The sequence below is a fragment of the Mesorhizobium carmichaelinearum genome (genome assembly GCF_900199455.1).
Classification (GTDB): domain Bacteria; phylum Pseudomonadota; class Alphaproteobacteria; order Rhizobiales; family Rhizobiaceae; genus Mesorhizobium; species Mesorhizobium carmichaelinearum.
Window position 1 is genome coordinate 33,401 of sequence record NZ_FZQR01000029.1, and the last position, 15,046, is coordinate 48,446.

16 protein-coding genes are annotated in these 15,046 nt (G+C 64.1%); 6 read left to right on the forward strand and 10 right to left on the reverse strand.

The genetic code is table 11. The features are described from left to right. Positions 1–3: 3 nt before the first annotated feature. The 6 genes from ppa to CKW40_RS35265 form a co-directional block, all read right to left on the reverse strand. Positions 4–537 (reverse strand): inorganic diphosphatase, encoded by a 534-nt coding sequence (ppa, locus tag CKW40_RS35240; RefSeq protein ID WP_095204318.1) that lies wholly within the window; start codon positions 535–537, stop codon positions 4–6. A 200-nt stretch (positions 538–737) separates the two neighbouring features. After that, on the reverse strand, positions 738–1,244 hold the full coding sequence (locus CKW40_RS35245) for a GNAT family N-acetyltransferase (protein WP_010912199.1): 507 nt from the start codon (positions 1,242–1,244) through the stop codon (positions 738–740). Positions 1,245–1,487: 243 nt separating this feature from the next. Continuing rightward, positions 1,488–2,126, reverse strand: a complete 639-nt coding sequence (locus CKW40_RS35250; RefSeq protein WP_095204319.1) for a TPM domain-containing protein — start codon at positions 2,124–2,126, stop codon at positions 1,488–1,490. 4 nt (positions 2,127–2,130) lie between these two features. Continuing rightward, positions 2,131–3,027, reverse strand: a complete 897-nt coding sequence (locus tag CKW40_RS35255; RefSeq protein WP_095204320.1) for a TPM domain-containing protein — start codon at positions 3,025–3,027, stop codon at positions 2,131–2,133. Between the two features lie 4 nt (positions 3,028–3,031). Further along, a complete protein-coding gene (locus CKW40_RS35260) occupies positions 3,032–3,832 on the reverse strand; it encodes a TPM domain-containing protein (protein ID WP_439331026.1) in 801 nt (266 codons plus the stop codon). 48 nt (positions 3,833–3,880) lie between these two features. Then, positions 3,881–4,519 (reverse strand): LemA family protein, encoded by a 639-nt coding sequence (locus tag CKW40_RS35265; RefSeq protein WP_095204321.1) that lies wholly within the window; start codon positions 4,517–4,519, stop codon positions 3,881–3,883. A 163-nt stretch (positions 4,520–4,682) separates the two neighbouring features. On the opposite strand from CKW40_RS35265, the gene CKW40_RS35270 reads away from it, so the two are divergent. The 6 genes from CKW40_RS35270 to CKW40_RS35295 all read left to right on the forward strand — a co-directional run bounded on the left by CKW40_RS35270 (position 4,683) and on the right by CKW40_RS35295 (position 9,963). Continuing rightward, positions 4,683–4,934 (forward strand): hypothetical protein, encoded by a 252-nt coding sequence (locus tag CKW40_RS35270; protein ID WP_095204322.1) that lies wholly within the window; start codon positions 4,683–4,685, stop codon positions 4,932–4,934. 13 nt (positions 4,935–4,947) lie between these two features. After that, the gene (pdxY, locus tag CKW40_RS35275) at positions 4,948–5,832 is read left to right on the forward strand and encodes a pyridoxal kinase PdxY (protein ID WP_095204323.1); all 885 of its coding nucleotides are present in this window, start codon (positions 4,948–4,950) and stop codon (positions 5,830–5,832) included. Next, positions 5,829–6,596, forward strand: a complete 768-nt coding sequence (locus tag CKW40_RS35280) for a DUF429 domain-containing protein (RefSeq protein WP_095204324.1) — start codon at positions 5,829–5,831, stop codon at positions 6,594–6,596. The genes pdxY and CKW40_RS35280 overlap by 4 nt, the downstream gene beginning before the upstream one ends. Before the next feature lie 146 nt (positions 6,597–6,742). Continuing rightward, the gene (locus tag CKW40_RS35285) at positions 6,743–7,387 is read left to right on the forward strand and encodes a carbonic anhydrase (protein WP_095204325.1); all 645 of its coding nucleotides are present in this window, start codon (positions 6,743–6,745) and stop codon (positions 7,385–7,387) included. Then, positions 7,384–7,818, forward strand: a complete 435-nt coding sequence (locus CKW40_RS35290; protein ID WP_095204326.1) for a hypothetical protein — start codon at positions 7,384–7,386, stop codon at positions 7,816–7,818. The genes CKW40_RS35285 and CKW40_RS35290 overlap by 4 nt, the downstream gene beginning before the upstream one ends. A gap of 90 nt (positions 7,819–7,908) precedes the next feature. Further along, the gene (locus CKW40_RS35295; RefSeq protein ID WP_095204327.1) at positions 7,909–9,963 is read left to right on the forward strand and encodes a M3 family metallopeptidase; all 2,055 of its coding nucleotides are present in this window, start codon (positions 7,909–7,911) and stop codon (positions 9,961–9,963) included. Positions 9,964–10,044: 81 nt separating this feature from the next. Here CKW40_RS35295 and CKW40_RS35300 read toward each other — a convergent pair whose 3' ends face one another. From CKW40_RS35300 to CKW40_RS35315, 4 genes are all read right to left on the reverse strand, one after another. After that, a complete protein-coding gene (locus CKW40_RS35300; protein WP_095204328.1) occupies positions 10,045–11,622 on the reverse strand; it encodes a M81 family metallopeptidase in 1,578 nt (525 codons plus the stop codon). Positions 11,623–11,645: 23 nt separating this feature from the next. Beyond that, positions 11,646–12,470, reverse strand: a complete 825-nt coding sequence (locus tag CKW40_RS35305; RefSeq protein ID WP_095204329.1) for a carbohydrate ABC transporter permease — start codon at positions 12,468–12,470, stop codon at positions 11,646–11,648. Further along, positions 12,467–13,336, reverse strand: coding sequence for a carbohydrate ABC transporter permease (locus tag CKW40_RS35310; protein WP_095204330.1), 870 nt, complete (start codon positions 13,334–13,336; stop codon positions 12,467–12,469). Before CKW40_RS35310 ends, CKW40_RS35305 begins: the two co-directional genes overlap by 4 nt. Before the next feature lie 455 nt (positions 13,337–13,791). Continuing rightward, entirely contained in the window at positions 13,792–15,024 is a 1,233-nt protein-coding gene (locus CKW40_RS35315) for an ABC transporter substrate-binding protein (protein WP_095204331.1), read from the reverse strand. Positions 15,025–15,046 lie beyond the last annotated feature (22 nt).

The following is a 15,046-nucleotide window of genomic DNA, read 5'->3' on the forward strand; positions in this document are numbered from 1 at the left end:
GGACTACTTGCTCTTCTTCGCCCGTTCGATCGCGTCGACGATCATCTTCTTGGCATATTTGGAATCATGCCAGCCTTCGATCTTGACCCATTTGCCGGGTTCGAGATCCTTGTAGTGCTCGAAGAAGTGCTGCACCTGCTGGCGGGTGATTTCGGGCAAATGCGTGTATTCGGTGACGTTCTCGTAGCGCAGGGTCAGCTTGGGCGACGGCACGGCGATGACCTTCTCGTCCTGGCCGGCATTATCTTCCATCACCAGCACGCCGATCGGCCTGACATTGATGACGCAGCCCGGCACCAGCGCGCGCGTGTTGCAGACCAAAACGTCGATCGGATCGCCATCGCCCGACAGCGTGTGCGGCACGAAGCCGTAATTGCCGGGGTAGCGCATCGAGGTGTGCAGGAAGCGGTCGACGAACAGCGTGCCGGCCTCCTTGTCCATCTCGTATTTGATCGGCTCGCCGCCGATCGGCACTTCGATGATGACGTTGATGTCCTCAGGCGGATTCTTTCCGATGGCTATGGCTTCTATGCGCATGGTTTTGTCCCTCTCTCGGTTGGGGAGGAGATAGCGGGCGGCGCAGAATGGCGCAATGCGGCGAATCGTATTCGCGGACGTCAGGTGAGACGCGATGCCACCCGACCCGTTCAATCATCGGCACAAGATGTTTCAGCGTCGTGATTTCACTGGGATGGGCGCGGCGTATCGGCTTTGGCCTCCGCGATCATCCCCGGCTGTCATTCCCAGACGAAGGCGACCTTCTTCAGCGCTTTCTGCTCGAAGATCTCGACACCCTCGGCGACATCGCGGCCGCCGGCTCCGGCATAGAAGGCCAGCGCGTTCTGATTGTCTTCCAGCGCCCACACCACCATGCCTTTCAGGCCATGGTCGGCAAGCCGCGCCCTGGCCGCCGAAAACAGCCGCCGGCCGAGACCGATGCCCTGATATTCCGGGCGCAGGTACAATTCGTAGATCTCGCCTTGCTGCTTGAGTTCCCGGGCGCGGTTCTTGCCGATCGTCGCATAGCCGGCGATGGTGCCGCCGATTTCGACCACCAGCACGGTGGCGGCGCGGCGAATCGCATTCGCCCACCAGTCGGCGCCACGACGGTTGATCATCGACGTCAGCGTGCGATGCGGAATGATGCCGGAATAGGCGCCGCGCCAGGCTTCCAGATGCACCTCGGCAATGGCGCCAGCATCGCGCGGGTCGGCTTTGCGGATATCGATCGTCAGCGTATTCATGATTTGTTAACCATAAACCCGCGTCGCCCGATTGCAAGAGTCCGGGCGGCCCGCTGGCTGCTTTCTCACAGCCGATCCTGACATTGCTGACATCGGGCAAAGCCCGTCTGAAAACGCGCTCAGCCGAGACGGATGGCGTGGCCTTCGAGAACCGAAGCGCAGTGGACTTTCAGGTCCGATAGCATCGGAAGCGCAGAAAGCCGCGTCAGGCGTCCGGCTGAGTAGTGTTTGCAGGCGGGCTTTTCAGATTTCGACCAGATGGTCGTCCAGCTCGTTGGTATCGCCTGAGGTGACCGGGAAATGCTCGGCCAGCACCGCACCCACCTGCTCGATCGCCTTGACGAAACCGTCGGCAAGCCGGTCGTCGCCGGCGTGCGCCGTCAGGTCACGCACCACGCCGTCCCAGACATGCTGGCCGACCTTGGCGTCGATGCCCGAATCGGCGACCACTTCGGCGTAGCGCTCGGCGATTGAGACGAAGACCAGCACGCCGGTGCGCGCCGTGGTGCGGTGGACGTTGCGGGCGAGGAACTGCTTGATCGCATTGGCGTGCGCCGCCTGATAGCGCAGCCGTCGCGGCACCATATGGATGCGCAGGCCCGGGACCGCCCACAACAGGGCCAATACGCAGGCCATCGCCAACAATTGCGCGATGACGAAATGCGGCAGGCGGATAGTGAGCCACCACGCTTCCAGCCCATAGGCGACGGCGAGGCTGACGACCAGCATGCCAAGCGTCGCCATCAAGGCGGCCGGCGCGAAATAGCCGTCGCTGGCATGCGCGACGACGCAGTAAATCTCGCCGTCGGTTTTGGTTTCCGCGGCACGGATCGCATCGGCGATGCGTTCGTGATCTTCTGGACTGATCGGTCGTGTTGCCATTGTCTCACCAGCTTCCTGAAGAACCGCCACCACCGGACGAGCCGCCACCGCCCGAAAACCCGCCGCCGCTGCTGCTCGACCCGGACGACCAGCTGCTGCCGGAGCTTCCCGACGACCAGCCGCTGCTTGACGAGCCCGATGTCCAGCTGCTGGAGCCCGAGGACGATCCGCTTGGCCCCCGGCCGTACCGAAACGTCATGCCCAGCCATTTGTATACGCCCGGCGACAGCTTGGTGCCGAACATCGGCGGCAGGAACGCCATCGCCAGGCCGCCGAAGAACATCGTCGCCCACAGGATCAGGAAAATCGTAACGATCGGGTCCATGGGGGTGCTGCTGTCGGCGGGATTGCGCTTGCCGCGCGCTTCCAGCTCTTCGGGATTGCCCTCCAGCACCATCACCATGTCGTCGACGGCCTTGCTGATGCCGCCGGAGAAATTGCCGGCGCGGAAGGCCGGCACCATGTCGTTCTCGATGATCAGCTTGGTGTGCAGGTCGGTCAGCGTGCCTTCCAGCCCATAGCCGACCTCGATGCGCATCTTGCGGTCGTTCTTGGCCACCAGCAAAAGCACGCCGTTGTTCTCGCCGGCCTGGCCGAGCTTCCAGAAGCGGAACAGCCGGTTGGCGTAGGGCTCGATCTCCTCGCCGTCGAGGCTGGGGATGGTCGCCACGACGATCTGGTCGGAGCCCTTTTTCTCGAAATCGGCGAGTTTTTGCGTCAGCGCCGCCTTGGTGCCGGCATCGATGATCCCGGCATTGTCGACGACGCGGCTGGTCAGCGCCGGCAACTCGGCAGCGAAAACCGCGAAGCAGGACAAAAGCAGTGCCAGCGTGCCCAGGAGCGCATGGGTTGCCGGGTTGAAATGGCCGGGCCTCAAAGGGCTGATGGTGCGTGTCGTCATGCCGTCACCAGCTTCCCGAGGAGCCGCCGCCGCCGGACGAACCGCCGCCGCCGGAAAAGCCACCACCGCCGCCACCTGAAGACCAGCCACCGCCGGAACTCCCGGATGACCAGCCACCACTTGAGGAGCGTCGGCCGGGCTCGAAGGTCATGCCGAGCCAGCGATAGCGGCCGGGTCCGAGCTTCTGGCCGAAGATCGGCGGCAGGATCGAGGCGGCCATGCTGCCGAAGAAGATGATCGCCCAGATGCCGATGAACACCGCGAAGAACAGATTGTCGGTGTTGATGGGTGGCTGCTGGTTGCGTTCGCCGCGCGCCACCAGTTCTTCCGGATTGCCTTCCAGCACCATGATCATGTCGTCGACGGCCTTGGAGATGCCGCCGGAAAAATCGCCGGCCCGGAACGCCGGCACCATGTCGTTCTCGATGATCAGCTTGGTGTGCAAATCGGTCAGCGTGCCTTCCAGCCCATAACCGACCTCGATGCGCATCTTGCGGTCGTTCGGCGCGACCAGCAGCAACACGCCATTGTTCTCCTTGGCCTGGCCAAGCTTCCAGAAGCGGAACAGCCGGTTGGCGTAGGGCTCGATTTCCTCGCCGCCGAGGCTGGGGATGGTGGCGACGACGATCTGGTCGGAACCCTTTGTCTCGAAGGCGGCGAGTTTCTGCGTCAGCGCCGCCCTGGTCCCGGCATCGATGATGCCGGCATTGTCGACGACGCGGCCGGTGAGGGCGGGGAGATCGGCGGCGAGGGCCGCGAACGGAAGTGCCAGGACGAACAGCGCAACAGCGACAAGGCGACCCAGGCGCCGTCCCTCATCGGCCCACGAGATCACGACGGTTGGCCCCGGCTGTCACCCGCCCTGCTTCGTGCCGAAATCGACCTTCGGCGGCTGCATCTTGTCTTCGTCGACTGTGAAATTGGCGAAGGGTTCGTTGCTGCGGAACCAGAAGGTCGCCCACAGCACCGACGGGAAGGTCTTCAGCGTCAGATTATAGTCCCTGACCGCCTGGATGTAGTCGCGCCGCGCGACTGCGATGCGGTTCTCGGTGCCCTCGAGCTGCGCCTGCAGCGCGAGAAAATTCTGGTTGGCCTTGAGGTCGGGATAGGCCTCCGACACCGCGATCAGCCGCGACAGCGCGCTGGTCAGTCCGGCCTGGGCATCCTGGAATTTCTTGAGGGCTTCGGGATCCTTCAGCGTTTCCGGCGTCACCGTGATCTGCGTCGCCTTGGCGCGCGCCTCGACCACCGCGTCGAGCGTGTCCTTTTCATGCGAGGCGTAGCCCTTGACCGTCTCGACCAGATTGGGGATGAGGTCGGCGCGGCGCTGATACTGGTTCAGCACCTCGCTCCAGGCCGCCTTGGCGTTTTCCTCCGCCGTCGGGATCGTGTTGTAGCCGCAGCCGGCAAGCAGCGGCAGCACGATTGCCATCATCAGGAAGGCGGGCAGCGAGCGGAATGTCGATGGTCGAGCAAGGCGCTGGGCAAGCATGATGGGGTCCCTCGGTAGAAGTTGCATGCGAAGCATTACCACAATCAGCGCGCAAGAAAACGGCCTCGGTCCCCGGAGCAGGCCCGGCATCTACCGTCCTCTCGCAAGGCCCTGTGATTGGCCGCGCGAACGCGATAAGGTCCGGTCAAAACGGGACATCATCATGGCAGGGCGCCAGGACAGCGACAGGGAATCACGCCGCATCCTCGAGCGCGTCGCGCAAGAGACCGATCCGGCCGGCACCTCCTTCGTGGCACGGACGACGAAAGGCGTGCGCGACCATGTCGCCGCCGCCGACGCTGACCGCGCGGATCCGATCGAAGTCTGGGGCACGCGCATTGGCCGGATACTCGGCCTGCTTCTGGCGCTGGGCCTGATGGTCTGGCTTGTGCTTTTCCTCACCCAGGGCAGCTAGGAATCAAAAAACAATGAGCGCCGAAAAACCCGACGCGCCGCGTGCGGTCATCGTCATTTCCAGCCATGTCGCGCGCGGCTCGGTCGGCAATCGTGCCGCCGTCTTCGCGCTGGAGACGCTGGGCTTTCCGGTCTGGGCCGTACCCACGGTCATCCTGCCCTGGCATCCCGGCCATGGCCGGGCGACGCGCATCGTGCCGCCGCTCGACCAGTTCAAGGCGCTGATGGCCGATTTGGAGCGGGCGCCATGGCTGGGCGAGGTCGGCGCCGTGCTGTCGGGCTATCTCGGCGAGGCCGGCCAGGCCGAGGCCGTCGCCTCGCTGGTCGCGGCGGTCAAGGCCAGGACGCCTGATGCCGTCTATATCTGCGATCCGGTGATGGGTGATTCCGGCGGTCTCTACGTGCCCGAGCCCACCGCCGCGGCCATGCGTGACCGGCTGATGCCGATCGCCGACATCGCCACGCCCAACCGCTATGAGCTGGAATGGATGGCCGGCGCGCCGCTGCCCGATTTGAAATCGGTGATTTCGGCCGCACTTCATGCCGGGCCGTCGACCATGCTGGTCACCTCGGCGCAGTCGATGATGATTGGCGGCACCGGCAATCTGCTGCTCGACGGCACCCAGGCGCTGCTCGCCGAGCACCGGCTGATCGACAAGCCGCCGAACGGCTTGGGCGACCTGACGGCTGCCGTCTACCTCGCCCGCATCCTCTCCGGCCAGCCGCCAATCAAGGCGCTGCAGTCGACCACGGCGGCGGTCTACGAGATCCTGGCGCGCACCGCAAAACGCGGCGGCGACGAGCTGCAGCTCGAAACCGACGCACAGAGCCTGTCGCACCCGATGGCCATGGTGCAGTTGCGCCACCTCACACATCCGGGGCGGGACCGCCGGGCGTGATCTCTGAGGTCGCGCTGGTCGGCGCCGATGGCTGCAAGGCCGGCTGGATCGCTGTCCGGCGCAATCCCGGCATGGCGCCTTCCGTCGAGGTCTTTGCCAGCTTCGCCGCTCTGCTTTCGGCAATTCCCCAAGAGGCTATCGTCGCCGTCGACATGCCGATCGGCCTGCCGGATTTTTCCAGCAAAGGCGGACGCGGACCGGAGGCTCTGGTCAGGCCGCTGCTCGGGGCACGCCAATCCAGCGTTTTCTCGATCCCGTCCCGCGCCGCGCTCTATGCCGACACCAGCGACTTCACCACGGTCGAAGCCTGGTATGCCGCGCATCGCAGGGCAAGCGAGGTGGCCAGAGCCACATCCGATCCGCCGCGCGGCGTTTCGATCCAGGCCTTCGGCATCTTTTCAAAAATCCGCGAGATCGACACATTGTTGATCGCACGCCCCGATTTGCGCGGACGCGTCTTCGAATCGCATCCGGAAGTCGCCTTCTGCCGTCTGAATGGCGACCGGGCGATGCAGTTGCCGAAGAAGATCAAGGGCGCCGTCAATCCGGCCGGGATGGCGGAGCGCAAGGCGCTGCTGTGCCGGCACGGCTATGCCATGGACTTCCTCGACCAGGCGCCGCCGCGTGGTGCGGCGGCCGACGATTTCCTCGACGCGGCCGTCATGATGCTGATCGCCGGCCGCATCGCCGGCGGCAAGGCCAGGCCGTTTCCGGACCCGCCACTCGCTGACGGTTTTGGCATACCGGTCGCCATCTGGGCATGACAATGTCGGCGGACGTCCCGCTTTGGCGCATGGCATTTATGGCCAGCCCCCACAATTCTGCATTGCTCGCGACAGGCTTTTACCGTTAGAGCCTTCTCGACCGCAAAGAGCTGCCGCCTCCAACCCCGGAAAGGCCTTAGCCGCCCATGCCTCATCTTCCCGATCACCTCCTCGCCGGCTACCGCAATTTCATGAATGGCCGCTACCTCACCGAAAGCGGCCGCTATCGCGAGCTCGCCCGCGAGGGGCAGGCCCCGGAGACGATGATCGTCGCCTGTTGCGACTCCCGCTCGGCCCCCGAAGCGATCTTCGACGCCGGGCCAGGTGAACTCTTCGTGCTGCGCAATGTCGGCAATCTGGTGCCGCCCTACGAGCCGGATGGCGAGTTCCATTCGACCTCGGCGGCGCTCGAATTCGCGGTGCAGAGCCTGAAGGTCAAGAACATCGTCGTCATGGGCCACGGCCGCTGCGGTGGCATCCGCGCCGCGCTCGACCCCAATGCCGCGCCGCTGTCTCCCGGCGATTTCATCGGCAAATGGATGAGCCTGATCGCGCCGGCTGCCGAAACCGTCTCTTCCAGCACCTTCATGACGGCAACGGAGCGCCAGACAGCACTGGAGCGCATCTCGATCCGCTATTCCATCGCTAATCTCAGGACCTTTCCTTGCGTCTCGATTCTCGAGGGCAAGGGGAGGCTGTCGCTGCACGGCGCCTGGTTCGACATTTCGACCGGCGAGCTCTGGGTGATGAACAAGGAGACCGGCGATTTCGAGCGGCCGGTGCTGGAATGAACGGTAAGGCGCGCCAGGTGAGGAACGTCCGGTCGGTCGTCTTCACTGCCGCCGCGCTGCTGATCGCGATTGTTGCCGCGCGCGCCGATGACGGCGCCATCATCAGCCGCTGGTATTCGGCGCTGCTGGTCGCCGACCGCACCGAACTCGCCGACCTGCTTGCCGACGACGTCCGCATCAAGCTCGACGACCTCGGCATCGTCCAGAGCAAACAGGAATTCATCGCCTCGCTCGACGAGTGGAAAGGCGCGGTTGCCGGCGCCGCGATCCGCCACCGGATCGAGAAGAGCAAGGGCGGCGTCACCACGGTGATCGCCTGCTACGACTTCCCCGACAATGACATGCTGATGCAGGAAACCTTCGCGGTGACCGACAACCGCATCACCGCCAGCTCGCAGGCGGCCATCGCCGAAAACTGCGAAGCCTATTGAGGCGGATCGGCCAACTGCCATATTGCGGGCCTGCGGCCTGCGCCCTACATCGGTGACACCCTCCTTCTTGATCCCAGCGAAAGACCCTCCATGCCCTCCACGAAAGCCATCGATCTCGTCGCCCATCCGTTGACCACGTGGCAAGGGCCGCTCGGCCTGCCCGACTTCGCCCAGATCGGCGACGGCGATTTCTCGCCGGTCTTCGGCGCGGCGCTGAAAGCGCATGAGGCGGAAATCGAGGCGATCGCCGGCAACACGGATGCGCCGACCATCGAGAACACGCTTCAGGCGCTGGAGCTCGGCGGCGACGCGCTCGATCATGTCTCGTCGATCTTCTGGTGCCGCGCCGGCGCCTACACCAACGAGGCCATCCAGGCGCTGGAGCGCGACATCTCGCCGAAAATGTCCAGGCATTTCTCGGCGATCTCGATGAACGAGAAACTCTTTGCCCGCATCGACGACCTCTACCAGCGCCGCGAGAGCCTTGGCCTCGACGCCGAAACCTTGCGGGTGCTGGAGAAGACCTGGAAGGGTTTCGTCCGTTCCGGCGCCAAGCTCGATGCCGAAGGCAAAAAGCGGCTCGCGAAGATCAATGAGGAGCTGTCGTCGCTCGGCACGACTTTCGGCCAGAACGTGCTGGCCGACGAACGCGACTGGGCGCTGTTCCTCGACGAGGCCGACCTTGCTGGCCTGCCTGATTTCGTGAAGAGCTCTATGGCCGAGGCGGCCGAAATGCGCGGCCAGAAGGGCCGCTACGCGGTAACCCTGTCGCGCTCGATCTATGAGCCGTTCACGACCTTCTCGGAACGCCGCGACCTGCGCGAGATCGCCTTCCGCGCCTTCACCATGCGCGGGCAGAATGGCGGCGCCAGCGACAACACCGAAGTGGTGCGCGACATGCTGAAGCTGCGGGCCGAAAAGGCCAAGCTGCTTGGCTACGCTTCCTTCGCCGCGCTGAAGCTCGACGACACCATGGCCAAGACGCCGAAGGCGGTGCACGACCTGCTCGACCCGGTCTGGGAAAAGGCGCTGGAGAAGGCGGCGGCCGACCAGAAGCAATTGGAACGGCTGGCGGCGGAAGCCGGCAGCAACGAAAAATTCGCCGCCTGGGACTGGCGCTTCTACCAGGAGAAGCTGCGCGCGGAAAAATTCGCGTTCGACGAGGCGGAACTGAAGCCGTATCTGCAGCTCGAGCGCGTCATCGACGCCTGCTTCGACGTGGCGACAAGGCTCTTCGGCATCACCTTCGAGGAAAAAAAGGGCATCGCCGCCTGGCACCCCGACGCGCGCGTCTTCGTGGTGAAAAATGCCGATGGCAGTGAGCGCGGCCTGTTCCTCGCCGATTATTTCGCACGGCCCTCGAAGCGTTCCGGTGCCTGGATGAGCGCGCTGAAGTCCGGTTATAAGCTTGGCCACGGCTCGAAGCCGGTGATCTACAACATCATGAACTTCGCCAAGCCGCCGGCCGGTGAGCCGGCACTGCTCTCGGTCGACGAGGCGAAGACGCTGTTCCACGAATTCGGCCACGCGCTGCACGGCATGCTGACCGACGTCACCTGGCCATCGGTGTCGGGCACTTCGGTCAGCCGCGATTTCGTCGAACTGCCCTCGCAGCTCTACGAACACTGGCTGACGGTACCGGCGGTGCTGGAAAAGCACGCGCTGCATGTCAAGACCGGCAAGCCGATGCCCAAGGCGCTGCTCGACAAGATGCTGGCCACGCGCACCTTCGGCGCCGGCTTCGCCACCGTCGAATTCACGTCTTCCGCCTTGATGGATATGGCCTATCACGCCCGGCCCGATGCCCCGGCAGAGCCGCTTCGTTTCGAATCCGAAACGCTCGACAAGCTCGATATGCCCGACACCATCGCGATGCGCCACCGCACCCCGCATTTCGGCCATGTCTTCTCAGGCGACGGCTATTCGGCCGGCTACTATTCCTACATGTGGTCGGAAGTGCTCGACGCCGACGCCTTCGCCGCCTTCGAGGAGACCGGCGACCCCTTCAACCCGGCGCTGGCCGAACGGCTGCGCAAGAACATCTACGCCGCCGGCGGCTCGAAGGACCCGGAAGAGCTCTACACGGCGTTTCGCGGCAAGATGCCGTCGCCAGAGGCGATGATGGTGAAGCGCGGATTGGTGTGATTAGCCGATCTCCCCCCTCGTGGGGGGGATGGCCGGCAGGCCAGAGGGGGGCGCTGTCCCGCCGACGTCTCCGCCAGAAGATCAGCGATCTTCGTTCGATTTCTTGCCCGCAGGACTGGCAAGGTCGCGATCCTTCGCGCCCCCCTCTGCCCTGCCGGGCATCTCCCCCACGAGGGGGGAGATCGGCCGCTTCCACGGATCCGCTACCCTCGGCCACACCGGCCGCGTCAGCTTCCTGTAATCCGTCACCGCCGGATTGCTCGGATACGAACTCGGCGCGGAAACATAGATGATTTCCGCCGCGATCGGTTCGAAGCCGGCGTAGAAATGGTTGGTCGATTTGATCAGCAAGATATCCTTGCCCAACGGATCGACGCCGATGTTGGAAAAAATGTCAGGCTCGAAGGTCTGGGTGCGGTTGGTGTTGAGGATGATGTCAACCTCGGTGCCCTCGATGCGCACCAGCGCTGTCGGTCCGAGCGTCACCCGGCTCGGCCCGAAACTCTGCCAGCCCTCGGCGACGGCCTTCAGCACCTTGACGCGCGCGTCGATCGGCTCGCCGGCCAATGGCCCAGCCTTCCCGCCGAAGCGCAGATCGATGACGGCGCCCTCGCCCGCCGCCTGACAGAAGGTCACGGCGATCGGATCCCAGATCGTCGCCACACCGACATTGTTCAAGCCACGTTCCAGCATGGCACGCAGCACGACCGTGCCGTCACCGGCAACGCCGCCACCCGGATTATCCCAGATGTCGGCAATGACCACCGGCTTGCCCGGATTCTCGGCGCGCACGGCCAGCGCGCGGTCGATGCCGTCGGCGGTATCCAGCATCGTCATCGCCGTCTTTTCGCGCAGTGCGTAAAGCTCGCGCCCCAGCCGCTCCGCCAGCGCGTCGCCCTTGGCCTTGTCATTGTCGGTGACGACGAGGATGCGCGTGCCCATTTCGGGCACGTCGGCCGCCATGAAGCCGTGGACGACGGACACCGACAGCACGCCGTCCTTGCCGTGCAGCGCCTTGATGCGGTCGACGAAGGAGCGCATCGGCTCGCGGCTGGTCGGCAGAACCTGGATCATGCGGCAGTCGAAGGTCGAGATGACGGGCTTGATCTCGCCGCGCGCGGCCGCCAGTCCAAGCTCGACGACATGCTCGCCACGCTCATAGAAGTCCGTGTGCGGAAATTCGAGGAAATAGGCCATGACATTGGACGCCGCCACGCGCTTCGGCGTCAGATGGCTGTGCGGATCGAACTCGGAGGCGATCACCACGTCGGGCCCGACGATCGCCCGCACACGTTCCAGCAGATCGCCTTCGCAATCGTCATAGCCTTGCGCCACCATGGCGCCGTGCAGGCCGAGAATAACCGCATCGACCGGCAAAGCTGCCTTGAGCTGGTCTAGAATTTCGTCGCGCAGCGCCTCAAAAGTCTGCCGCTGCACCAGGCCGCCGGGCTCGGCCCAGGTGGCGGTGCCTTCGATGACGGTAAGGCCTTCCTTTGCCGCGCGCCGGCGCAAGGCGACGATCGGCGAGGAGCACAGCGTCGGCGTCTCCGGGTGCTTGCCCGGCCCGGCATAGAACGCCATCTCGAACGAGGCCCGGTCGGTCGGCACCGGCGAGAAGGTGTTGGTTTCCGTCGCCAGCGAGGCGGTGAAGATGCGCATACAAGCTCCGTGGAATGCAAAGTCTATTTGACGGCCCCGAGCGCCAGGCCCCGGACGAGGTAGCGCTGCAGCCAGATGAACAGGATCGCCACCGGCAGCGTCGCCAGCAGCGTCGCCGCCATGACGTGATGCCATTCGATCGTGTAGCGGCCGGCGACGAGAGAAAAGACCTGGATCGGCAGCGTGTAGCTCTCCTGGCTGCGCAGCATGGTGAGCGCCACGACGAACTCGTTCCAGGCGTTGATGAAGGTGAAGATCGCGGTCACCGCGATCGCCGGCAGGCAGAGCGGCAGGAAGACTTTTCTGAGCGTCAGCCAGCGGCCGGCGCCCTCCATCCAGGCGGCCTCTTCGAGGTCGCGCGGAATGGTGTCGAAATAGCTCTGCAGCATCCACACGGTGAAGGCGACGTTGAAGGCCATGTAGATGAAACCGAGCGCGGTGGTCGATTCGACCAGCCCCCAGGCGGCCATCAACCGGAACAGGCCGAGCACCAGCACGATCGGCGAGATCATCTGCGAGATCAGCAGGAACTGGCGGAAGGCGCCATAGCCGGCAAAGCGAAAGCGCGACATAGCATAGGCTGCCGGCACCGAGATCAGGATGGCGCCGACCGTCGCGATGATCGAAACATAGAGCGAATTGGCCAGCGCCTGGCCGAAGCCGGTCGCCACCCACATATCGGCAAAATTCGACCAGCGGAACTCGCTCGGCCACCATGTCGGCGACAGCACCTCTTGCCGCGGCTTGACCGCGGTCAGGAACATCACCGCGAAGGGAAAGAGCGTCACAACGATCAAAGGTGCCAAAAGCAGCCAGGCGATGACGGTGCGTTTGAGCTTGCTCGTCATGCCCGCTGCTCCCGCATCGCCAGGCGCACATAGATCATGGTGAAGACCAGCAATATGACGAACATCACCAGCGACACCGCCGAGGCCTCGCCCAGCTTGCCGATGCGGAAGGCGAGCTTGTAAAGGTGGGTGACAAGGATGTCGGTCGAGTTGGCCGGCCCGCCCTGCGTCATCACCCAGATGATGGGGAAGGAATTGAAGACGTAGATGGTGTTGAGCACGATGGCGATGTTGATGAACGGTTTCAGCAGCGGAAAGGTGATCTCGCGGAACTGCTGCAGCGGTGTCGCCCCTTCAAGTGCCGCCGCCTCGTAGAGATCGTCCGGGATCGACGACAGGCCGCCGAGGAAGATCGTCGTCGTGAACGGCACCGTCACCAATATGCCGATCAACACCTGCATCGGGAACGCCGTCTCGGCGCTGGCCAGCCACTGGATGTTGTGGTCGATCAGGCCGAGGCCGAGCAGCGCCGAATTCAGCATGCCGCTTTCGCCGCTCAGCGCCCAGCGCCAGACCACCGCCGTCATGGTCAGCGACACCGCCCAGGGCAGCATGATGATGACGCGAGCCAGGCCACGGCCGTAGAAATCGGTGTTGAGGATCATCGCCACCGGCACCGACAAAAGCAACGCGCCGCCGACCACCAGCACGGTCCACAGGCCGGTGCGCCAGAGTGCGGCAACGAAATCGGGATCGGCGGCGAGTGCCGCGAAATTGGTGAGCCCGCTGAACTCGCGCAACTGGCCGAAACGGTTGACGTCATGCGTCGAGATCTGGATCAGGTCCCAGACCGGCCAGAAGATGACGACCGCCGCCAGGAACAGGCTGGGCAAGGTCAGGAGATAGGGCAAGAAACGATTTTGCATCGGCTGGTTTGTACCGCGTTGCGAGGCATCCGTAGCGCGCTGGCTTGCCAGCTAGGCTAATACTCACTTGTTCTTTTTAGGCGCTCAGTTTCAAACTCTTTCCCGGCGTTTGCGCCGCCCCTCACCTGCCTGCCGGCATCCTCTCCCCGTATAGTGACGGGGAGAGGGGCGCTTCCATCACTGCCTTCGCCAATGGCCAACGTCCCAAGAAGGGCGCCGAGGTCGCGGCCAGCCCTTTCTCCCCGTCACTATACGGGGAGAAATGCCCGGCAGGGCAATGAGGGGTGGCGCCAACGTTGGCGATTTATCCTTTGTCCGGAGTGATTGCCTTGTCGGCCTTCACCATTCTCTCGGGAGTCGTTGCATGCTTCTTCCAAGGGAGTGGCGCGCCCCGCCTGAGTCTGGGGCGCGCCACGGGGCGCAGGGAGATACGCCCTATTTCTTGAGCACGGCCCCTACTTCTTCAACACGGCGTTGGCCTTGGCCGCCGCGTCCTTCAGACCTGCCTCAGGGTCGCCGCCGAGATAGATCTTCTGCATGGCGTCCGAGGTGATCTGGGCGACTTCTTCCCAGCCCGGAATGACCGGCGCGAAGCGGGCGTCGGGCAACAGTGCGGTGAAGGCGGCGAGATCGGCATTGTTGACGTAATAATCCATCTTGGCCTCTTCCTTGTTCACCGGCAGGAAGCCTTCACCTTGCGTGAACTTGGCGCGCTGCTCCGTGGTGAACAGGAAGTCCATCAGCTTCCACGCCTCATCCTTGTTCTTGGAGTTCTTGAACATGATCATGGAGTCGGTGACGCCATAGGTGCCGCGCGCGCCGGTCGGGCCGGCCGGAATGGCTGCCACACCGTATTTCAGCTTCGGTGCCTCATCCTTGATCTGGTTGGACAGGAAGGGCGCGGTGATCATCATGCCGACCTTGCCCTGCTTGAACAGGTTCTGCACGTCCTCGCGGTTGTTGGAGGTGACGCCCGGCTCGGTCAGCCCCTCGTCGATCATCGACTTGTAGAGCTTGGCGGCCTCGAGCGCGCCCGGCGTGCCGAGGCCTGACGTGCCATCCTTGTTGAGGATCTCGGTGCCCTGCGACCACATGGCGTAGTAGTAATAGACGTCGGTCTCGATCTCCTTGCCCTGCAGGCCGAAGCCGAAGGCGCCGGTTCCCAGCGCCTTGATCTTGCGGGCATCGTCCTGCAGCTCGGTCCAGGTTGCCGGCGGCTTGGCGATGCCGGCCTTCTCGAACAGCTCCTTGTTGTAATACATGGCGCGCGCCGAGGCCGCGATCGGCAGGCCGTAGGTCTTGCCGCTCATGATCGAGGGCGACAGGAAGGTGTCGATGAAGCGGCCCTTGAAGTCAGGCGTGATGTAGCCGTCGAGCGGCTCGGCGACGTCCTGCTGGACGAAGTCGATCAGCCAGCGCGTGCCGATGATCGAGAGATCCGCGTTGGTGCCGGCGGTGATGTCGGTGGTCAGCTTCTGCAAGAGCACGTCCCACGGCACGATTTCGAACTTGACGGTGATGCCGGGGTTCTTGGCTTCGAATTCCTTCTTGACCTCTTCGAAATAGGGGCCGGTCTTGGCGCTGTATTCGGCGACGGTGACGCGCACTTCACCCGCATTCGCCTGCGCCGCGAAGGCCAGCATGCTCATTCCGGCCATAAGGCCGACAGTCCATTTGGCAAGGCTCATCTGATCTCTCCCATTTGTTCCG